The organism is Pseudoalteromonas sp. SR41-7 (assembly GCF_014163935.1).
In the GTDB taxonomy this organism is placed as follows: domain Bacteria; phylum Pseudomonadota; class Gammaproteobacteria; order Enterobacterales; family Alteromonadaceae; genus Pseudoalteromonas; species Pseudoalteromonas distincta.
In genome coordinates this window covers 78,515-99,282 of record NZ_JACJEF010000011.1, presented here as the reverse complement: position 1 = coordinate 99,282, position 20,768 = coordinate 78,515, and the positions used below count along the sequence as shown (strand labels likewise).

Genomic DNA, 20,768 nt, shown 5'->3' with positions numbered 1-20,768 from the left:
AGTTACACTCTTATAACTCTAAAATCCATAGCACTGTAATTATATACATACTTTAGGTAAATCATCCCATGCTTTCTGACTCACTAAAAAAAACAATTAGGCAAGTACACCAGCATGTGGCTAGTAACCTAAAAGATTATCGCCCTCGTAGCAGTCAAAATTATCTTGTAGCCGAAATAGCAAAAACACTTGCTGGCGAATACCATAAAAAGCAGCGCATTTGCGTAATTGAAGCAGGCACCGGTACCGGTAAGTCTCTTGCCTATTGTTTAGGCGCGTTGCCTCTTGCCTTAGCGCAAAAAAAGAAGCTAGTTATTTCTACCGCAACCGTTGCACTGCAAGAACAATTAATAGCAAAAGAGCTCCCATTTTTTAAAAAGCATTCAGGCCTCGACTTTAAATTTGATTTGGTAAAAGGTCGCCATCGTTATATTTGCGCTCACAAATTACATAATGCTGTAAACGGCGATAGCCAAACACAAATGGACTTTATGCCAACGCTTACTTCACCATTGAGCGCAATGGAAACCAAGTGTTTGAATGAGCTATATAACGCATATGTGAATAAAAAATGGCAAGGCGATAGAGACAGTTGGGCCGATACCGTACCCGATAGAGTGTGGAACTTAATAGCGTGCGATAAACATTCATGCCAACGCCAAATGAAGGCCCATCAAACATGTCCGTTTCAGCTTGCTCGTAATCAATTAATGCAAATGGACGTACTGGTAATTAATCACTCTTTATTACTTGCCGATTTAGACCTAGGCGGTGGTAAAATTTTACCAGAGCCCGACAACACCATTTATGTAATTGATGAAGCGCACCATTTAGCACATATAACACGCGATTTTTCATCGGCCGCAGCAACAATTAAAGGCACAATAGAATGGCTTGATAAGCTCACCAAGTTTAGCGGGAAAATGGCGAAGGTTTTAGTAGGGCAAAGAGCCATTGGCCAAAACTTTAAACTTTGCGACAGCATTAATGACGCGAATAAAGATTTAAAAGTAGTTCGCGATATCCTTGATAATGCCGACTTTGAATATTCGAAAGACGATACTTATCGCTTTGAGCACGGTGAAATTCCACAATCGCTGCACAGTAAAGCAAAAGACATAAGCGAAGCCACGCAAGATGCGCTGCGCTGTTTAAACAAAATGCACGACACCCTTACCCAAGATGTAAGCGACGGCGACATAAAACCTTACGTTGCCGACCCAATACTAGGCGAAAGCGGTCAATACATAAACCGCTTAGAGCAACTAAACAAACTATGGTTTAGTTACGCAAAAAAAGGCGAAGGTGCTCCCCATGCACGATGGATAAAACGTCTTGAATATAAAAGCCATCACGACCACTTATTAAGCGACTGCCCTATCGAGGTCGGTTATTACCTAAAAGATAAATTGTGGCGAGAATGCGCGGGCGCTGTTTTGTGCTCTGCGACATTAAGTGCACTGGACTCGTTTGATCACTTTGCTTACGAAACAGGACTTGCTAAAGAAGAAGGCGTTAAATTTATTAAAGTACCTTCTCCTTTTGATTACCCAAAACAAGCCACTTTACGTATTCCGGTATCTAAAGTAGAACCTACCGATAAAGACTTTAGTGATCACCTAGCTAAAACTTTACCAGAGTACCTAAATGATAAAAAAGCGAACCTTGTACTATTCGCTTCTTACTGGCAAATGGACCACGTAACAAAGTTTCTTAGAACAAAAGGTTTTAACTTATTAGTACAAGGTGAGATGTCGCGAGAAGCATTGCTTAAATTACACACTAAAAATGTAGACGAAGGCAAAGGCAGTATTTTATTTGGAACCCAGAGCCTTTCGGAAGGTCTTGATTTACCAGGTAAATATTTAGAGAACCTAATAATTACTAAAATTCCGTTTGCTGTACCTACTTCGCCAATAGAAGAAGCGCAAGCAGAATTTGTACAAAGCAAAGGTGGTAACCCGTTTTTAACGATTACCGTGCCAGATGCCGCAAAGAAATTGGTACAAAGCTGTGGTAGACTGCTGCGAAAAGAGAGTGATGAAGGCTGTATTACTATTCTCGATAGACGCTTAGTTACTAAGCGATACGGTAAAGCCATGCTCGACACCCTACCACCTTTTAAAAGACAAATAGATTATTAATGTTTGAACTCGCACTCGATCCAACAACCTGGGCTGTTTTATGTGCTGTTGCACTTGCCGCAGGTTTTATAGACGCTATCGCCGGTGGCGGTGGCATGTTAACTGTACCCGCTTTATTAACTGCTGGCTTACCTCCACATTTAACATTAGGCACCAATAAATTAGCGGCTAGCTTTGGCTCGTTAACGGCAAGCTATACATACTATAAAAAGAACTTATTTAGTCCTAAGTTTTGGGCAGCCTCCATTATTGCTACCGCAATAGGTGCATTGATAGGTACTGTTATTGTTGATCATTTAAGTATCGATTTTTTAAACAAACTACTCCCCATTATTATTATTTTAGTTGCTGGCTATAGCTTATTTGGTAATTTAAGCACCACCGAAGGCGATGAACTTCCTAAACTAAACAAAGCGATGAAAATAAAACAATGGCTACAAGGTTTAGCATTAGGCTTTTTTGATGGTTTAGCAGGCCCAGGTACGGGTACATTTTGGACTGCTTCTAATGGCATGCTTTACAAAATGAACCTGCTACTCAACTGTGGTTTAGCGCGTTCAATGAATTTTGTGTCTAACTTTATATCTTTAATTACCTTTGTTGCACTCGGCCATGTAAACTTTTTACTTGGCATAACAATGGGCTTTTTTATTATGCTAGGCGCATGGTTTGGGGCGCATTCAGCAATACGTTTTGGTAGCAAATTTATTCGCCCAGTATTTAATACTATGGTTATACTTTTAGCATTAAAACTAATTTACGAGGCTTACTTTTAATATGCATTCAATGGCTTTAGATAAACTACGCCAACAAGTTGCAACGCTAAAACAACAAGCTGAGCAATTTGATAAAGCTAAACTTTTTTCTAAAAATCGTTACATGCAAGCACAACCTAGCTTGTTTGACCGCGCAGTTTTTAGTACCAAAAGCATGAACCTAGCCGATTACGTAATAGAAATAGAAGACGAAGTTTCAAGGTTACCGCCAAGCGAGCATCGCCATGCTTATACCTACGCGCTTGAACGTATTGCAGCTCAAATACAAGCTGTATTCAATGTTATTAAATCAACGCCTATTTGGGTTAAAGAAAACAAAAGCCATTATAAACCACGCCCTAAGCAAACCGTTTATAAGCAAGCTGTGCAAAAAATAATGCAATCATCCCATGAGCTTTACGACGAATTAAAACAAAACCATGAGTTTGAACGCCGTTTAGTGCTCATGATTGAAGAGCGAAAAATGCAAATGGATAAAGCCTCGCCTGCTAAAGCACAAAAGCTTAACCTTGAAATATTAAGCACACACGCTCGATTAGGCCGCTGCAGAAAAGCAATTTCTGCCACCGAAGATAAAATTCAACAAGTAGAAAAACAGCAGCTGCGTTAAGGCGCACTTTACTATGCAGCTTTATTATCATCCATTGTATTCAGACCTTATACTCCCAGAACGTCATCGATTCCCTATTCAAAAGTATAAGTTACTTAAAACAGAAATAGAAAACCTAGGTGTTTCGGCTATTCACTTTCAAGAGCCTAAAAAAGCAACCAAATCTCAACTTTCGCTATGTCATAGCCAACGTTATATAGATGACTTTTTAAATGGGACTCTTAGCAATAAAGCCATAAAAAAAATGGGCTTCCCTTATTCAAATGAATTGGTAGAGCGCACATTACTATCAGTTGGTGCAAGCATCCAAAGTAGTGAACACGCGCTAAAACATGGTTTTTCGGCTAATTTAAGTGGTGGCTATCATCATGCATACAGTGATTACGGTAGCGGTTTTTGTATTTTTAACGATCTAGCTATTGCAGCAGCACATTTAATAAATACAGAGCAAGTCGACACTGTTTTAATTTTTGATTGCGACGTACACCAAGGCGATGGCACAGCACAAATCACTCAAAATCATGACCAAATTATTACCTGCTCAATTCATTGTGAACAAAATTTTCCTCGTAATAAGCAAGAGTCCACCTACGATTTTGCATTGCCCGCTAAAACAACCGACGCTGAGTACCTTGCTACATTAGAGCAAGCACTCGATTTTTGCGTGCGTATTCATAACCCCGATATTATTTTGTATAATGCAGGTGCTGATATTTACACAAAAGACGAGTTAGGCTTGTTTGATGTATCGCTTAATGGCGTATATAAACGCGACTTTTTTACTCTCAACTTTTGTAAGCAACACCAAATCCCACTAATGTGCGGCCTAGGCGGAGGTTATCAGCGTAATTTGAGTTCACTAATTAATGTTCATAAACAACTATTTAAAGCCGCTATCGATTTATAGCAAGCCATAGTATAGACTCAGTTAAACGGATTATTTTAAAGCGGTGGGAATATGCGATTACACGAAGACATACACAACTATTACGAAAAGATTGTAGTCGAGGAAGTTATCAAACTTAAACTTGATGAAAAATATGATGAAGATGTAATGGCTGACTTTTGTTGTACGGTACTAAATCAGCTCCCGCCACGATATATTCGCTACGATGTAGATATGGCGTTTTATTTACCGCAATCAGAACGCATACATATGGAACAACGTGTACAAACCGCAATAAACGTTGCCATCAGCCAAATATCAAAAAAGAAAGAGTTAAATGACAAGTCCACTTGATCAAGCCCCTACACATATGAAACTTGCAGTAGATTTAATTATGATACTAGAGCAACACGATGTTGCTCCAGAAGAAGTACTTAAAGCACTTGAAATAGTTAAAAGCGACTTTGAAAAGAAGCTAGAAAAGTCATAACTCTATTCTATTATCTGTATGTCGTGCTCGGTAACGCTACCTTCGTGCTTAGTGCAATCAATTTTCTTGAATAAATCTTAACTTGATCTGTCAGATTCGAATAATAGAACTCAATCGAATCTGACAGTTGTATATGTGTTGACTCAAAGTCGCTGTGTTTATTTTGGGAAAGATCAGAAGCTATCTACATAAAACACCATATAACATATGTATATGGTGTTATAAGGGGACAAAAAGTCCACTGAGTAAAGCTGTTTGAAACACTTAAAACTACCAAATCAGGTTTACAATTGCATCCTCTAAGTGTAGTTTGTACCGTTCCATATCAGCTTGAATTTTTGGGTTTTTCATGACATCACTACAAATAAAAGTTTCTAGTGGCTCCATTCCTAAAAACTGATTTGCTTTGTGCACTGGCAAATACACACCATCTATCCCGACTCCTTCGAAGAACTGCTCATTATCAATGAAAGCTTCCATTGGGGCGTTCCACGTAACAGAAAGCAAGTATTTTTTACCTTGAAGTAAGCCGCCAGAGCCATAGTTCTTTGAACTATCACTTCTAGACCTACCGTCACTTTCATACAACTTCCCGTGTCCGGCGGTGAAAACCTCGTCCATGTACTTTTTCACAGTCCATGGAGGCCCCATCCACCATGCAGGCATCTGAAATATTACCAAATCTGCCCATAGCCATTTAGATATTTCTTCATCAACATCATAACCTTTATCGATAGTCGTATTACTAATATTGCAGTTTCTCTGTCTAAAGAAGTTTTCAGCAAAGGCTGCAAGGGAACTATTCAGTTCACCTTTAGAGTGAGCGAAACTTTTTCCGCCATTTAATATTAAGATATTTTTCACTAGGTGCTACTTCCAATTCTTTATTAGCATTTCACTTACAACCCACTAATTAATAAAGCTCTTAGAATTAATCGATTTGATATCTTTTAGTTCGGACAGAATTTCTTCACCAACTTTTCGAGCAGATTGTGGGTTTTGACCAGTAATTACTCGCTTATCATTCACTACATTTTCTACCCACGCTGCACCATAAATGTGCTTTGCACCTCTAGAAATTAAAGTATCCTGTAGTGAAAACGGAACCACATCTGTTAGTCCAATATTTGACTCTTCTTCGTTAGTAAACGCAGCTAATTTTTTTCCTTCAACGACGTATTGTCCGTTACTAAGTTTTACATCTGTAAAAGCAGCTGGCCCGTGGCAAATAGCACTTACAACACCGCCTCTTTCATATATTGAAGCGGTTAACTTATTGATAAGTTCATTGTTCGAGAAGTCCCACATTGTTCCGTGTCCTCCTGCATAAACTACCGCTTGATAATCTTCACTGTTTACATCTTCAATTGCTATGGTGTTTATAATTGAAGCCATGAGCTTTTTATCATTTATAAACCTAGCATTGTTTTCATCTGAAAAATCTAGACTTTTAGGGTCTATTGGGGCCATTCCACCATCAATACTAGCAACATCAACTCCAAAGCCTGCATCAGCAAGGACGTAATAAGGATGTGTTAACTCACCTAACCAAAAGCCAGTTTTCATATCTAACGAACCCATCTTATTGTGGCTAGTAAATACGAAAAGGACTTTATCCGCAGCAAAGCTTGGGGCAACGAAAACTAGCGTCATGAATAATAATAGAAATTTCATAATATCTTTCTCATACAAATTTAACCAACGGACTCGTTGGTTACATATTTAATACTTTACCAACTACCAATATTTGGCATTGAAGCCCAAGGCTCAGCTTGTGGTAGCGGCTCACCTGCTTGTAACAACTCGACTGAAATATCATCTGGGGAGCGTACAAAGGCCATGTGACCGTCTCTAGGAGGTCTATTTATTTCGATACCTAGTGCCTGTAAATGAGCGCATGTCTCATATATGTTTTGAACCCTGTATGCTATGTGCCCAAAGTTTCGTCCAGAATATAGAGAATCAGGATCCCAGTTATACGTAAGTTCAATTTGAGCGCTTTCATCACCTGGTGCAGCTAAAAAGATTAGAGTGAACTTATCTTTAAAGTAGTCTTTCCTTTTAAGAATCTTCAACCCTAAACCTTCACAGAAAAACCTCAGTGATGCTTCAATATCTGATATGCGCAGCATTGTGTGAAGATACTTCATTTATCACAAACCTTAAAACACACGAGCTGTTTGAATATCGACTGATAGCACTCTATCTTCTAATGAGGCTTGTAATTGAAGATAATGCGGCAGACTCTTATGTTGTTCTAAAGAATCTATGTCACGCCACATTTCAACCAATGTGATCTTTTGTGAACCATTCGTATCAGGGTAAACATCATAACGCTCGCACCCATCTTCAAGCACACTTTCACTTGCGCACTTATAAATTGCGTTTAAAACGGTGTTGTAATGCTGTGTTTCACATAGGATATCCACAACAATCATAACTTCATTGTTCATTTTTAACCTCTATTTTGGTGTATAAGGCTGCTTACACAGCCTTTAGTTCAAGAAGAGAGAATTAACGTTCAATGACGATTTTGCCTGTAGCTAATCCTGACTCTAGACGAGAGTGAGCAGCTTTAACTCCATCCAAAGTGAAAGGGAAACTATCAATCAAAGGTTTAACTTGGCCTTTATCTACAAGCCCAGCAAGTCGGCGTAGAATGTCACCGTGAGTATCTCTATCGATATTGTGAATAATCGAAATCGCCATAAATACAAGATCTAACCTAAGAGCCTTAAAGTGCATTTCAGTTAAGTTATAATCAGCATAACCAATTGTAGAAATAACATGCCCTTTCAGTTTTGCAGCGATTAGTGAGTTTTGCAGAACTGGCCCACCCACTGTATCAAATACAGTATCGAAACCATGACCATTGGTTAATCTTTCAACATATTCCTTTGGTTCTTCTTTAGGGAATAGAACCGTTTCGTCTGCACCCAATTGTTTTGCAATTTCTGCACGTTCTTCATCTACAACAGTCGTTGTAACATGTGCACCTAGCGCTTTCGCAAGCTGTAGACCGATGTGGCCTACACCACCTGTACCACCATGAACTAAAACTTTATCGCTCGGCTGGATTTCAGCTCGACCAATAATTGCTTCCCAAGCGGTAATTGCTACTAAAGGCAAGCTAGCCGCTTCACCAAAGCTAAGCGTTTTAGGTTTGTGTGCTAATAATACAGCGTCAGCTTCAACCTTATCAGCTAGAGTACCTGGAATGCCAACAATACCACCGACACAACCATACACTTCATCACCAACTTTGAAGTTAGTTACACCTTCACCAACTTCACTGATTACACCCGATACATCCATGTGAAGGATTGCAGGGTAAACCATACCAGCAGTACCTTCACTGCCTTTACGGATTTTAGTATCTACAGGATTCACACTTGTCGCTTTTACATCAATTACGACATGACCACGTTTTGGTTTTGGTGCATCAACTTCGATTTCGTGTAGAACATCAACATCACCATGGCCATTAATTGCAATTGCTTTCATAAAATTTACCTCTTTGTTATTGACGAAAGTGATATTATCAACATAATTAACTACCAGAAACACACCAAAGGTTTAATGATTAATTCCGAAAGGTTGATAATGTGATTGATTCCATAGAAGAGCTGAAGATATTCAGTACGATTTTTGAACTCAAATCTATCCGAATGGCTGCTGATGCTCACAATCTAACGGCTGCGGCAGTAAGTAAAAGGTTGATAGCGCTCGAAAACAGACTGAGTGCGAAATTATTTTATAGAACAACTCGGACTCTTAGTCCGACATTTACAGGTGAGAAGCTATATAACCATGCACAAAGACTGTTAAGTATTAGTGATGAGATTAAACATGACCTTGACCCAACTAATACGTTAAAAGGAAAAATAAAAATAACTGCGTCGGCTTCTTTTACGCAAAGCTATTTATTACCTGTGATTAGCAGCTTTTTAAAAAATTTCCCGCAAGTTAATATTGAAATCATTTCTACTGACAGCTTGGTAAATTTAACTGAACAAGGTGTTGATTTAGCTGTTAGGCATGGCCCTTCGCGGGACTCATCGTTAATAGGTCAAAAGCTATCCGATACAAAGAGAGTCTTATGTGCAACGCCGAGTTATTTAGAAAAGAGAGGAGTGCCACATTCACCTGAATATTTAACAGAGCATACTTTATTAACCGTTGGTAATGAAACTAATTGGTCATTCATTAGAGAAGGTGAACGGAAAACAGTTAAGTTAAACCCTGCCTTTTCTTCTAGCTTAGGAGACAGCGTTTTGAGTATGGTGGAATTAGACCACGGTATCGCGCTTTTGTCAGATTGGCACATTAAAGAAAGTGTTGCTCAAGAGCGCTTAAAGGTTATTTTGGAGGACTGGGAATGCGACCCCTCAATTTCAATTAACCTGTTATATCCTTCTAGGAAAAACCAATCGATAATAGTTAAGAACTTCATTGACCACTTGAAAAAGTGGATAAAAAGTAATCCTCTTTAAATATAAACTTTGCTTTTTTGGAACTCTACCACTGCAAGACGGTTGCTATTAGAATTTAGAGGCTTTCCAGCTAACGAGACTGTAACTGATAATTTTACAAAAATGCGCTAGAGAGGCCGCCCGTTATTCGCTCATAGCTGCTTGTCAGATAAAGTCTAAACTATTTGCGTTTACTGTCAGATTAGATGTGAGCTACTACATTTAACTTCACCAAATGTACGTCTAGGCGAAGTTGAACGCCGACAGGTCATATTTTGTGCTTTAACGCCAAATTGCGTTATATACAACTCAACTGTTTCGTCTATTTGTTGTTTTTGCTGCGTAGTCGCTGCACTGTAAAATGCATCGTATTGCGCAGACCAATTCTCAACCCCCTCTTCTTTTGCAACACCTAGCCAGCCCATTCCGAGTTTAGTAGATTGCTCCAAGTATTGGCCTTTTAAAAACATGAATGCCAACGTATATTGTGCACTTTTATAGCCAAGTGCTGCCGGCTCTTTTAAATCATAAAAAGCTTGCTCGTACAGCCCCTTTTTATACGCTTTATACCAATTCGCTTAATTAAGTAATCTATTTTGAGGATGGAGAAACTTGTTGATAGCTAGGCAAAAAATTCGCTATTTAGTTGTTCTAAATGAAAATTTTTTAACGCAGGTAGCGACACGTTTAGCCCCGCAAAATGATTAAGTATTATTGCGGATTGGTATTAATACCATTGTATTCTTTTTTCTTCATTGTATTGTCGCTGTATAGGCTAACAGGGGTCGACCCACACCCACCTAATAAACCTACAGCCAAAATTGCTGCAACCGATATACATTTAGCCATAACTAGTCCTTTATTATTTTTATATGCGAGTACCGAATCTGGCTTACACTCTTTGCAAAGCCTGCTATTGTGTAATCCTGTTTGTATAATTAAAATACTATCATGAGCTTAGCAAGTTTACTTCGGTTATTTTTTCTGGCTGCAATTTGGGGCGCGTCATTTTTATTTATGCGAATGGCAGCTAACAGCTTAGGCCCAGCGGTGTTAATAGAATTTAGAGTTGGCTTTGCCGCACTCACCCTCTTTATTGTGGCGCTGTACTTAAAACGCCGCTTGGCGTTTACTGAGCACACAAAACACTTTTTTATAATAGGCGCGTTTAACTCTGCTCTGCCGTTTTTATTTTTTGCTTACGCAGCCCAAACTATTAGCGCATCCACACTCTCAATTTTAAATTCTACAACACCAATATGGGGTGTTGTTGTTGGAATTTTATGGACAAAAACAAAGCCCAATAAAAGTATGGTGATTGGTTTACTACTGGGTTTAATTGGCGTAGTTATTTTGGTTGGGCAAAATCATTTTGTGTTAAATAGCCAATCAATTTTGGCCATAGTAGCAGCATTAAGCGCATCACTTTGCTATGCCATTGCATCGCATTACACTAAAAACGCGCCTAAACTGCCCCCATTCGATAACGCCCATGGCTCAATGTGGGCTTCAAGCTTTATGGTATTACCGCTTATCTTATTTATGCCAATACGAGAAATACCAAGCACCAACGTTATGCTAGGTGTACTCGTATTAGGAGTAATGTGCACCGCACTTGCTTATATTTTATTTTTTAAATTAATCGAAGATATAGGCCCTACCTCGGCGTTAACAGTCACTTTTTTAATTCCGCTATTTGGCATTTTTTGGGGGCATTTAATTTTAGATGAGCAAGTTGGGCCAAATACATTATTAGGCGCATTATTTGTCATTGTGGGCACTATGCTGGTTACTGGATTTTTACCACGAAAAAAGCACTTAGCTAAAACAAGCTAAGTGCTTATATCAAGCACTTTTACCAAAAAAGCTTACTTTTTCGCCTTTTTGCTTAAGTTTTCAATTAAGTCTTGGGCGCTAAAACTATTGTCGCTTGGTTTAATGCCTTTGCCCATTTTAATATCAATTAAGGTGTGCACTTCTTTGCGTTTATCATTGTTACTTACCTGTACGCCTACGCTGCTTGTTGGGCGTGCACGAGTTTCGCAGGTTAATAAACCACAGTTTCGCTCATATTGCTGGCTTTGTGATGCACTAATAGATGACGCGGGAGCTTGCGATTTAGACTCAACAAAGGTTTCTTTGTTGGTTACAACAAACCAGTCGTAGCCTTGTGCTTGTGTAAGCTCAGCCGCGCGCAATAATGCATAGTCAGCGGCATCGGCTACGTTGTTTGACACACTTTTAAACTCGACGCGGTATTGATCGTCGCTAATTTTTTGCTCGCTGTAACCTTGTGAGCCATTATTTGCGGCGCGATAATCAGGTTTAGATGCACAGCCCGCCATAAGTAAAATACTGATAATTAAAATAGATGTTTTCATAGTTCACCTCGTTTTATACACATTATTATTTGTTTAACTGCCACTTTGCGCTAATTGCTTGCTGCTCTTGCGCTCTATCGAGTGGTGCGCCGCTGATCATGCTATCTATAACAGCATCTAAGTCACTGTTATTAGACGCCGTTTGATATTGCGCGCCATTGTTACTTTGCTGCGTAGCTGTTTGCGCTTTAATTTGCCAACCGCTTTGCGTTTTACAAGCAATGCTTGTTTGCGTTGTATTATTTGAGCTTAGTGCATACTGCCTACAAAGCTCACCTTGCTGATTTTTAAAACTAAGCTGTGCGCTAAATACTGAGCCATCACTTTGCTCAAACACACCACTACTTAGCTGCGTATTAAGGGCTGAAGCTGTATTGCTGGCTACTAAGTTTTGCGCCTCACTGGGTTGTAAATAGCTCGTCATTGCATTACCAAATACCACAGCTACGCTTGCTGCTATTGCTATACTTTTATTAGCCGATTGCTTAACCTTTTGCCAAGGCGTTAACGTTACTACATTACTGTTTAACGTGTTTTTTGTCGTTGCTATATCAAGCTTTGCAACCGTTTTAGCTAATGAGTCACTAAGTGGTGCGTCGTCAATACTTGTTGCGTGCTCTTTTACTAACATGTCTACTTCGCTAAATTCTGCAAGTCGCATTACTAGCTCATCATCGGTTTCAAGGGCTTTGCGCACTTGCTCCATTTCGTGCTCGCTTAGTTCTGAGTCTAAAAAGGCGCTAAGTGTTTCGTCGTTAATGTTCATACTTGCTCCTTTTTAAAGTCGGGTTTTATTAAATTATAAAGTGTACTGCGTGCGCGCGATAATTTACTCATTACACTGCCTATAGGTATATCTAGCGTATGTGCTACCTCTTTATAAGCCATGCCCTGCACTGCCACCAGCGATACTATGGCGCGTTGCTCTTCGGGTAATTGCCCAAGTGCTGTATTTACATTTTTAAGCATTTGTTTGTTTTCGAGAGTGTGGTGCTCATTACTTGATATTGGCTCTGGTAAAATATCGGCATGAGCCGTATTTTGCCTTACCTTGCGTGAGCGGTATTCGTCTATCCACACATTACGGCAAATTTTAAATGCCCATTTAGCAGGCTCAACGTCATCCGGAATGCCTTTTACTAATAGTTTTTCAATTGTTATTTGCACTACATCATCTGCATCTGCTTTACTACCCGTTAGCGAATAGGCAAAACGCCTAAGCATGGGCAATAAGGTTTTTAGAGTTTCGTTCATTGATTTTTACCCCTTTTATAAAGAAGACGATTCAAAAAAACATTTATTCCCAAAGAATCAAAATAATTTGAATAATGAAATATTTCTATGTGTTAAACGTTAACTAACCAGCATGATAAATTTAATAGAAGTAACCCACTATGAATATTAAAAACACACGCGTTAAACACATAATAGCCGCTTCGCTTTGCATATTTAGCGCAACGAGCTCTGCCAATATAGTGAGAGTCGATCAAGTGCTTGAGCAGTTAAACCCAATAGAGCAGCGTATTGAGCAAACTATAGAGCGCGCACAGCGCCTGCCACTTCCGGTGCCTGTACCACAAGTTTCGATTGATGAACTAAAAGCGAAAATTAATGAGCCAATTAGCAGCTTACCCAATGTGCTTAACATTAATATAAATAGCCAAAACACCGCATTTGTTGAAGTAGAGCTAGAAAACGGCTTTAGAGCAATAGAGCGCCAATGGTTATTAATGGCAAATAGCCAACAACTTAATACCCTAAAACAGCAAAATGTAACCATTGTATCGGTAAAAAATTACAACGCACTTAACATGAGCTTAGTGCGCTTTAACGTGCCCCAAGGTGTTAATTCTAAAAGTGAGTTATTAAAAGCGCTTAACTTAGATGAGTCTGCAATACTTGACCGAAACCACATATACCAAGCGCAAACAGGCGAGCCTACCGAAAAAGTAACACCAAATAACTCTATTGCCCCCTACTGCACACAAAGCGTAAAAATTGGCATGATCGACAGCGCCATTAATACCAAACACAGTGCTTTTGAAGGTGCAAATATCACTACGCAAAGCTTTTTACCTAAAGGGTTAAGCTCGCCAAATTTACACGGCACCGCCATTGCAGGGCTAATTACAGGTAAAGGCGCAAAACTTAACCCGCTTTTAGGCAGTGCAGAGCTTTACAGTGCCGAGGTGTTTTATAGGCAATCTGAATATGCACAAGGGGCTACTTTATTTGCCTTAGTAGAGGCACTTAACTGGCTAGTTAGTAATAAAATCCCCGTAATAAATATGAGCCTAACGGGGCCAAATAACGCAATTTTAGAAGCAAGTATTACTGCAGCAATAAAACAAAATGGTTTAATTGTAGCAGCTGCGGGTAATCAAGGTCCGGCGTCGCAGCCGTTATACCCAGGCGCGTATAAAAGCGTGATAGCGGTAAGTGCTATTGATGCAACAAACCACATTTATAGATGGTCAAATAAAGGCGATTACATAGACTTTGCAGCCCTTGGTGTAAATGTTGTTACAAGCCAAGGCAATGGAAAATTTGGGAGGGAGTCGGGTACGTCAATGGCGGCGCCGCATGTAAGCGCGGCATTAAGTTGTTTATTGTTAAAACATGGTAATAATAAAACCAAAGCACTTAACGAGCTTACATCGCTTGCCGTCGACTTAGGCGAGCAAGGCAAAGACACCACCTTTGGTTATGGCGCCATTTACCCACCTAAAAGTGCACTTTAACTGACGCCGATAAAACCGATTGCGTATAGGTATTACTACTAAGCTTTGATTGATAATCGCCATATTCAGCCTCGGCTATGAGTGTTACGTGCTCAAATAAAGCTAGGTTATAAAACGCATTAACGACATTTCTGTGCTCATCTCGCGACGGTATTTGCTCAAAAAAATCATCCGTTGTTTGCTCATCGTAATCTTTATTTTGATAACGCCAGCCTGCGCCCACTTTATTCGCTACATTAAAGGCCGTAAATTTGTGCGTAACTTTAGTAGTAAAACCGTAGCCGTTAAAGTCGTATTGGTTGTCGTCGGCGTTTTCTTTATCGGCACTTAGCGCTGCCATTAGCATGGTTTGGCCGTTATTTATAAAATGATAAAGCGCTACATCGCCGCCTACGCCGTCGGCATTACGTGCTTTTGCAGTAGCAAAACGTTTAGCTTTGGTTTTTACACTCATACGCAAGTACGTATGCGGGTTTAAAAAATGGCCATAGTAGGCGCTGGCTTGATTAAAATGTAAAAATGTATCGCCATCTACATTTGCTTTTGCGCCATCGTAACGAACCCCTAGCTCATGGCTATTAAAGCTATAACTGCCATCTAAACCATATTGATGCAGGTCTAAATCGTATTGATCAAATTCATCGTAGTCTTGTTGTTCAAACTTATAGCTTGAGGTTAATTTAGCGCCTTTGGTTAATTGCCATTTTGCATTAACACCGGCTACGGTTTTTATGCCACTGTCGCTTTGTGACGAAATATCATCAAGCTCCTGAACAGAGAGCGCTGAATTGCTCAATACCCCAACTTCTGCATCTGCATTTAGCTCAAAGCTACTTTTAAAGGGTTTATTTTGCTCAGGTGTTTTAACGTGGTTGGTTTGTGCAAGCACCGCTTGGGCACTAAAAACACACAATGTGGCGGTTATAACTGCTTTCATATTTATTCTCCAACAGGCCGAATAGGTTTCCCTATTCGGCATTTGTGCAAACACGCGGCGTATTAAAGGCCTAGGTCTAAGTCGTTAGTAATGTTGGTTACTACTTCACTTGCGGTGCTAAGTGCTACATCGTTACTAATTTGATCAGTAACCGCTGCACTCACCTGCCCGCTAACACTTTGTTGTACCGTGCTTTGTAAACTGCTAACCGTACTATCTTGCACACTGGCAATTAAAGATTGCTGAACACTACTTACAATTTCATTACTGGTATTAATTGCATCACCTACCTGCAGTGCAGAACTCACTGAGTTTGCAGCCGTATTAGTAATTGCTAATTGGTTTGTAAGCTCACCCGCATTAAGCGCACTCGCTGCATCAGCTTGTGTTACTGAATCGGTTGCGCTACTCACATTTGAAAGTAAAGAGGCATCTGTTGGTGTATCAGTAGTATCAGGCTGAGCGCCTTGCTCAGAGCTAACAGAAAGTAATGACGATTGACTCACAGCGGTTGTTAAATTACCCGCCGATGAGGTTAACTGCGTTGTTGCATCGAGCGCTGTATTGACTGTGGTATTACCTGTGGCATTTAAAGACGAGGCCGATGCGTTCAATGAGTTATTTAAAGATGAGCTAGCAGATGCAACTAATGAATTTGCAGGCTCTGCGGCCTCACTGCTTTCTTGCGCTGGAGTTTGCGTGTTATTCGCCGTTGAATCTGTGTTTTGCGAGTCATCTGCCGTTACTTGTGTATTGCTAGATGCGTTTGTGTCATTGCTACCACTGGCTGTTAAACCATTTTGTGAAAGCGCAATAGATGTAGATGTTTGTTGCTGCGCCGACGTTGACTGAGATATTTCAATATCAGCGGCGTGCACTGCACCTGTAAAAGTACACACACCGCTTAACATCATTACGCTTACAATTTTATTTAATTTAGTCATTGTTTTGTCCTCTAGTTTGTCGGATTGACATAAAGAAGACGATTTACAAAAACACTTTATTCCAAAATAAATTAAAAAATTACAATAAAATCACTTATTAACTAAATTTCAAATACTTAAAGGTAAGCCAATACCCTACGGCGTTTGCGTTTCACTATTTTGTATCAGCAATAACAGCTCGGCAGTGGCGGTTGCGTCGGCCAATGCGCGGTGATGGCTGGTTAAATTTAAATCAAAATGCGCACTAAGGTTACCAAGCGAATACGACTTTAAGCCTTTAAACGCTTTGCGCGATTCAACCACGGTGCACATTTTTGGCATTTTAAAAAAGTGCCCTGCCATCTCGCACTCTTTTTTAATAAAGCCGTAGTCAAAATTAACGTTATGGGCTACAAAAATACTGCCTGCGAGTTTATCTAATAGCGGCTTAACTATATTGGCAAATACAGGCGCGTTGTAAACCATACTGTCGCTAATACCGGTTAATGACGTAATAAAGCCAGGTATATGGCGCTCGGGGTTAACTAAGCTCGTCCAGGTATCAATTACTTTACCGTGCTGCACTTTAACAATGCCAATTTCGGTAATTCGGTTGCCGCCTTTTAAGCCGCCCGTGGTTTCTATATCAACCACGCTGTAAATACGGTTAGGGTCTACAAACCACTTAACTGCAGCAATATGTACTGTAAAACCCACATTTTTTAAATTATCAATGGTGGTTAATTGGTTGCGCCTAAGCTTATCGCCTGGGGCTTTTACCTCTTCAAAATGTACTTGGCCATTATTAATAACCATTAAGTCGGGGTAGCCGTCTTTTAGCTGTAAATAGTGTTTACTCATTGCCGTTAAGTGCGCAATTAACGCTTCAAGCGGGCTGTTTAAAATAAGTGCCTCTAGTGGCTCTAATAAATTGCTGCGCCATCTAAATAAGCCATTGGGCTGATCAAAATATTGCGCTGCATTTTTGCATACTAAATTAAGTAATGCTTGCGACGTTTGGCACTGAGCTAAGCGCTCGTTTATCTGTGTTTGCTGCGCTTCATAAAAATTACCAAGCCTTAATACTTGCGGATAAATATCAAACTCATTGCATGGCGGATAAGGCGACTCCACAAATAACTCGTGCCAAAATACTAAACCAAACAAACTTTGCCAAAGCGTGTTTTCGGTATTAAATACAGCCATACCTTCGCGAGTATAATAATCGTTTACGCCCTGCTCTACTTCACCTCGGTACAGTTCATCTATTTCTAGCACGCACTGAGTGTCGGCAAGCATGGCACTTAAACGCGAACGTGTTTTTTTATTAAACTTACGCATTAAAAAATCGTCAGCAAAATAAAGTAAATCATCAGTAAGTGGGTTTTCGATAATGGCTTCTAATCGAGCTTTTACCCACTCTTTATTGCCAAGCCTGTATTGCTCTCTTATTTGAATTTCTTGTGCTTCGCTATCATCCACGCACCCTTCAAGTAAACTAAAAGCAAGTTCGCTATCAACTGTTTTTAGCTGCCTATAAAGCCTAACTAATAGTTTGTTTTTTAATACAACGGCAATTGCACCATGTGCAGCTTGCACTAAAACCTGCGACGCTAAAGCAACATAGTCGCTCTCATCTGTAATATTTTTAAATGCTAACCGGTAACGGTTTAATAAATAGTTTGATTGCGCTTCGTCAAGTGTTTCAAAACGCGACAAGCTCTCGCTGTGTCCTTCGCGCGTAGCGGTTAAGCCTAAGTCTCGCATTACAAAACGGTTTTGATGATTCACATCTCCACTGCTTAGTTTACCTGCAAATAAAAACTCAAAATACTCGTAGTAATCACTGCGGTTATTAATTACATACTGGCTATAAAGTGGCGCAAGCTCTTGTGGGCGTGCTTTAAAAAACTCACGCGCAATATCCACCAGCGCGCCTTTAGCGGCACTCTTTTTAAAACTTATTTGCTCACTGTAATTACTTAGCAACTCAACCAAAGAAGGCTTAGTTAAGTGCGCTAAAAGCTGCGAATAATGCTGCTCGTTTGGTTGAAATAAAATACCGGCTTTTTTTAGCGTATAAATAGCCTGATGCGGCGAGGTTATTTCTTCATAATTAAGCGATTGCGCCTGCACTAAATAAGGCTTTCGCGAGTACACACGCGCCAACATGCATTGGCTTTGCTCATCTAGCTGGTTAATTTTACTAATAAATTCGCTGTGTTTGGGCTCAAGTAAATGCATACATTTACTAGTTACAAACTCAATAAGCTCTCTAAAATGCGCTAAATAGTATTTTGCTGGTAATTCTTTTTTCATAATATCGCCATAACTGTATATAAAAACAGTATCTAGCATTTGTGCTTATTATTCAATCTTAAACTTGTAACTAAAACACGCTATAGTGAGCGTATTAAAGCAAATTCATTAAAAATAAAGGACTTACCATGAGCGCGCACCCATACGATATTTTATCACTCAACAACGGCGCAAATATTATTTTTACGCCTTGCCCTGGCACAAAAACACAAAACCTAGCGGATTCAATCGCCACATTAAAAGCCGCTGGCACTCACATGCTGTTATCGCTTATGCCGCAAAAGGAGCTTGAAAAAAACAACGTAGAAACAATTAATAGTGAGTGCAATAAGCACGATATAACTTGGTTTCATTTACCAATAAATGACGACGAAGCACCCAAACAGCCTTTTACATCAAGCTGGAACACCCACAAAACCGACATATTACAGGCCATACAACACAAACAAACCATTGCCATACATTGCAAAGGCGGTACAGGCCGCACAGGGTTGGTCGCTGCGCTTATTTTAAATTCGGCAGGTTACACAAAAGAAGAAGTATACAGCCTAGTACAATGCATTCGCCCTAAAGCGCTTACTATAGAATTGCAAAAAGAGTACTTTGAGAGTTTTAGTCGGTAATAAAAAAGCTAGCGTAAAACAGCAAAGCTACTGATAGTTAAACGCCCATTAACTGGGTCACAGGCATAACCATTAGACGCGTTTATATTACCGGAATGCAATAAATTACTTGGGTATATAACTGCCCGATTTAGCTTAGCCTCTACACTGTAAACTTGCTCAAACAAAGTTGTACTTCCATTTATATATTGTGGATTTTTATGAAGTTTTTGCGCCATGGCTTGTTGCTTAATAGCTTGCCTATAAAGCATAAGCCGCTCTTTTGTTATACGTTCATACCCTAGGGCTCTATGCTTATAAAATGAAGTGCCACCATGAGTTTCATCACATAAAAAGTGCACCATAGCAAGTTGATTCATATTAGGTGTATCAAAATGAGGGAGCATTTGTATTGGCCTGAGCTTATTAGGCTCAGTGCATGCAATTGAAAAAGCAGAAAGAATTACATCGAACTCGCTTTTATCCGCCATATCAAAGTGTGAATTAATAATTGGCGCAAGCGCTTTTAACCGCTCGATATAACTAAGCGGTGCTGCTTTTCTTACTCCTGGGTAAAAATCACTTTCTTGTGCGCAAAACGCTTCTCTAGCACTTTGAGAAAACGCAGCAAAATTAATAAGCGCATCTACATTATTTACAAAATCATCAATAACAATAATTGGGGTTTTTTCTTCCCCTACAGTATGTATGTGTAACGCCATATTTTCGTTTAGTTTAAAATCAATCATCGGCTAAATTAAGCACTGCATTTTTACGCTCTATCAATGGGTATATTTGGCCAAGTGAGGTTATAACAGTATAAATAGCGGGTAATAAAGCGCTTTGATGTAAAAGCGTAATTTGATCACTATTAAGTTGTGCGAGTCTTTCTTGGTTAATAGTGTATAGGCCGTTTAACTTTGTTTTTTGACTGTTCTGAAACGTGACCTCAAGCGATAATGGCTGCAGTAGATCATGCTGTAACAAGGTATCAATTAACTTTTTATTGTCTATTTCGCCCTGTAGTAAATGCCCTAAACACTGCTTTATTTGTTTGAAATAGCTACTTTCTTCTGCGCTTTGGGTATAAATTGGTTCTAAATTATTCTGGCTTTGCGCTCGATTATTAACGACTGCTGGGCTATTTAAATTAATACACACAGGGTATTGAGTTTGCTGCGCATGAGTATCACCAACAAAAAATGGCTGACGCTGTAATTGAAGCGGTAAATACACACCCTGCCACTGCGAGTTCTGATAAAACAAGTTCTCATGTTGCTCAAAGCCTAATAAAGCATTGAGTGTAAACTCCCCTGTTTCTGAGTTTTTTGCAAAAACTATAGGCTGCTGAACAGCAATTTGATTAAGTTCTGCCATAACAACAGGGACCATATTAATGTTTTCTGCGTGTGATTGTGCCTTTTGTGTGTCTATTTTTATGTGCTGATGAGCATTTTGTTCTAATGCGACTAAATTTTCCATGTGTG

24 protein-coding genes and 1 pseudogene are annotated in these 20,768 nt (G+C 39.6%); 10 read left to right on the top strand and 15 right to left on the bottom strand.

The annotated features are described in order from the left end of the window. Window positions 1-68: 68 nt before the first annotated feature. Genes dinG through H5092_RS14960 form a run of 6 tightly spaced genes read left to right on the top strand, consistent with a single transcriptional unit; the run spans window position 69 to window position 4,906 of the window. Window positions 69-2,144 (top strand): ATP-dependent DNA helicase DinG, encoded by a 2,076-nt coding sequence (gene dinG, locus H5092_RS14985; protein ID WP_182733829.1) that lies wholly within the window; start codon window positions 69-71, stop codon window positions 2,142-2,144. Next, complete coding sequence (locus H5092_RS14980) at window positions 2,144-2,920, top strand: TSUP family transporter (RefSeq protein ID WP_002958254.1); 777 nt, start codon at window positions 2,144-2,146, stop codon at window positions 2,918-2,920. Before dinG ends, H5092_RS14980 begins: the two co-directional genes overlap by 1 nt. 1 nt (window position 2,921) lies before the next feature. Next, on the top strand, window positions 2,922-3,530 hold the full coding sequence (locus H5092_RS14975; RefSeq protein WP_182696020.1) for a primosomal replication protein: 609 nt from the start codon (window positions 2,922-2,924) through the stop codon (window positions 3,528-3,530). 13 nt (window positions 3,531-3,543) lie between these two features. After that, entirely contained in the window at window positions 3,544-4,437 is an 894-nt protein-coding gene (locus H5092_RS14970; RefSeq protein ID WP_182733828.1) for a histone deacetylase, read from the top strand. Between the two features lie 51 nt (window positions 4,438-4,488). Next, window positions 4,489-4,770: a late competence development ComFB family protein gene (locus H5092_RS14965; protein ID WP_002958257.1), complete on the top strand. Its 282-nt coding sequence runs from the start codon at window positions 4,489-4,491 to the stop codon at window positions 4,768-4,770. After that, a complete protein-coding gene (locus H5092_RS14960; RefSeq protein WP_076914928.1) occupies window positions 4,754-4,906 on the top strand; it encodes a DUF2496 domain-containing protein in 153 nt (50 codons plus the stop codon). The genes H5092_RS14965 and H5092_RS14960 overlap by 17 nt, the downstream gene beginning before the upstream one ends. A gap of 270 nt (window positions 4,907-5,176) precedes the next feature. On the opposite strand, the gene H5092_RS14955 is transcribed toward H5092_RS14960, so the two are convergent. The 5 genes from H5092_RS14955 to H5092_RS14935 form a co-directional block, all read right to left on the bottom strand. Next, window positions 5,177-5,770, bottom strand: a complete 594-nt coding sequence (locus tag H5092_RS14955) for an NAD(P)H-dependent oxidoreductase (RefSeq protein WP_182712604.1) — start codon at window positions 5,768-5,770, stop codon at window positions 5,177-5,179. 45 nt (window positions 5,771-5,815) lie between these two features. Beyond that, complete coding sequence (locus H5092_RS14950; RefSeq protein ID WP_182733827.1) at window positions 5,816-6,580, bottom strand: type 1 glutamine amidotransferase domain-containing protein; 765 nt, start codon at window positions 6,578-6,580, stop codon at window positions 5,816-5,818. A 56-nt stretch (window positions 6,581-6,636) separates the two neighbouring features. Then, window positions 6,637-7,056, bottom strand: coding sequence for a VOC family protein (locus H5092_RS14945; RefSeq protein WP_182712605.1), 420 nt, complete (start codon window positions 7,054-7,056; stop codon window positions 6,637-6,639). 12 nt (window positions 7,057-7,068) lie between these two features. Further along, window positions 7,069-7,359: a putative quinol monooxygenase gene (locus tag H5092_RS14940; RefSeq protein ID WP_182693737.1), complete on the bottom strand. Its 291-nt coding sequence runs from the start codon at window positions 7,357-7,359 to the stop codon at window positions 7,069-7,071. A 61-nt stretch (window positions 7,360-7,420) separates the two neighbouring features. Continuing rightward, window positions 7,421-8,410: a zinc-binding dehydrogenase gene (locus tag H5092_RS14935; RefSeq protein ID WP_182733826.1), complete on the bottom strand. Its 990-nt coding sequence runs from the start codon at window positions 8,408-8,410 to the stop codon at window positions 7,421-7,423. 101 nt (window positions 8,411-8,511) lie between these two features. Between H5092_RS14935 and H5092_RS14930 the strand changes: the two genes are divergently transcribed. Beyond that, the gene (locus tag H5092_RS14930) at window positions 8,512-9,399 is read left to right on the top strand and encodes a LysR family transcriptional regulator (RefSeq protein ID WP_182733825.1); all 888 of its coding nucleotides are present in this window, start codon (window positions 8,512-8,514) and stop codon (window positions 9,397-9,399) included. A gap of 176 nt (window positions 9,400-9,575) precedes the next feature. Here the strand turns inward: H5092_RS14930 and H5092_RS14925 are convergent. Next, window positions 9,576-9,953: pseudogene (locus tag H5092_RS14925) on the bottom strand (sel1 repeat family protein); the annotation flags it as partial. A 136-nt stretch (window positions 9,954-10,089) separates the two neighbouring features. After that, entirely contained in the window at window positions 10,090-10,227 is a 138-nt protein-coding gene (locus tag H5092_RS14920; RefSeq protein ID WP_002958262.1) for a hypothetical protein, read from the bottom strand. Between the two features lie 102 nt (window positions 10,228-10,329). Between H5092_RS14920 and H5092_RS14915 the strand changes: the two genes are divergently transcribed. Next, entirely contained in the window at window positions 10,330-11,214 is an 885-nt protein-coding gene (locus H5092_RS14915; RefSeq protein WP_182733824.1) for a DMT family transporter, read from the top strand. A 32-nt stretch (window positions 11,215-11,246) separates the two neighbouring features. Here H5092_RS14915 and H5092_RS14910 read toward each other — a convergent pair whose 3' ends face one another. The 3 genes from H5092_RS14910 to H5092_RS14900 are packed head-to-tail and all read right to left on the bottom strand — an operon-like array spanning window position 11,247 to window position 13,013. After that, a complete protein-coding gene (locus H5092_RS14910) occupies window positions 11,247-11,759 on the bottom strand; it encodes a CC0125/CC1285 family lipoprotein (RefSeq protein WP_182733823.1) in 513 nt (170 codons plus the stop codon). A 25-nt stretch (window positions 11,760-11,784) separates the two neighbouring features. Next, window positions 11,785-12,525 carry an anti-sigma factor gene (locus H5092_RS14905; RefSeq protein WP_182733822.1) on the bottom strand — a complete coding sequence of 247 codons (741 nt, stop codon included), beginning with the start codon at window positions 12,523-12,525 and terminating at the stop codon, window positions 11,785-11,787. Then, window positions 12,522-13,013 carry an RNA polymerase sigma factor gene (locus H5092_RS14900; protein ID WP_182733821.1) on the bottom strand — a complete coding sequence of 164 codons (492 nt, stop codon included), beginning with the start codon at window positions 13,011-13,013 and terminating at the stop codon, window positions 12,522-12,524. The genes H5092_RS14905 and H5092_RS14900 overlap by 4 nt, the downstream gene beginning before the upstream one ends. 140 nt (window positions 13,014-13,153) lie before the next feature. Between H5092_RS14900 and H5092_RS14895 the strand changes: the two genes are divergently transcribed. After that, on the top strand, window positions 13,154-14,500 hold the full coding sequence (locus tag H5092_RS14895; protein WP_182733820.1) for a S8 family serine peptidase: 1,347 nt from the start codon (window positions 13,154-13,156) through the stop codon (window positions 14,498-14,500). Here H5092_RS14895 and H5092_RS14890 read toward each other — a convergent pair. The 3 genes from H5092_RS14890 to H5092_RS14880 form a co-directional block, all read right to left on the bottom strand. Next, window positions 14,484-15,437, bottom strand: coding sequence for a hypothetical protein (locus tag H5092_RS14890; RefSeq protein WP_182733819.1), 954 nt, complete (start codon window positions 15,435-15,437; stop codon window positions 14,484-14,486). The two genes, H5092_RS14895 and H5092_RS14890, sit on opposite strands and share 17 nt — an antisense overlap. A 62-nt stretch (window positions 15,438-15,499) precedes the next feature. Further along, a complete protein-coding gene (locus H5092_RS14885) occupies window positions 15,500-16,381 on the bottom strand; it encodes a hypothetical protein (RefSeq protein ID WP_182733818.1) in 882 nt (293 codons plus the stop codon). 135 nt (window positions 16,382-16,516) lie between these two features. After that, window positions 16,517-18,718, bottom strand: coding sequence for an exonuclease domain-containing protein (locus tag H5092_RS14880; protein WP_182733817.1), 2,202 nt, complete (start codon window positions 18,716-18,718; stop codon window positions 16,517-16,519). Window positions 18,719-18,807: 89 nt separating this feature from the next. Here H5092_RS14880 and H5092_RS14875 point away from each other — a divergent pair, with 89 nt between their 5' ends. Continuing rightward, window positions 18,808-19,302 (top strand): dual specificity protein phosphatase family protein, encoded by a 495-nt coding sequence (locus H5092_RS14875; protein ID WP_182733816.1) that lies wholly within the window; start codon window positions 18,808-18,810, stop codon window positions 19,300-19,302. 8 nt (window positions 19,303-19,310) lie between these two features. On the opposite strand, the gene H5092_RS14870 is transcribed toward H5092_RS14875, so the two are convergent. Together H5092_RS14870 and H5092_RS14865 are read right to left on the bottom strand one after the other, a co-directional pair. Next, window positions 19,311-20,030 carry a DUF6445 family protein gene (locus tag H5092_RS14870; RefSeq protein WP_182716191.1) on the bottom strand — a complete coding sequence of 240 codons (720 nt, stop codon included), beginning with the start codon at window positions 20,028-20,030 and terminating at the stop codon, window positions 19,311-19,313. Next, complete coding sequence (locus tag H5092_RS14865; RefSeq protein WP_182716192.1) at window positions 20,023-20,763, bottom strand: SapC family protein; 741 nt, start codon at window positions 20,761-20,763, stop codon at window positions 20,023-20,025. The genes H5092_RS14870 and H5092_RS14865 overlap by 8 nt, the downstream gene beginning before the upstream one ends. Window positions 20,764-20,768 lie beyond the last annotated feature (5 nt).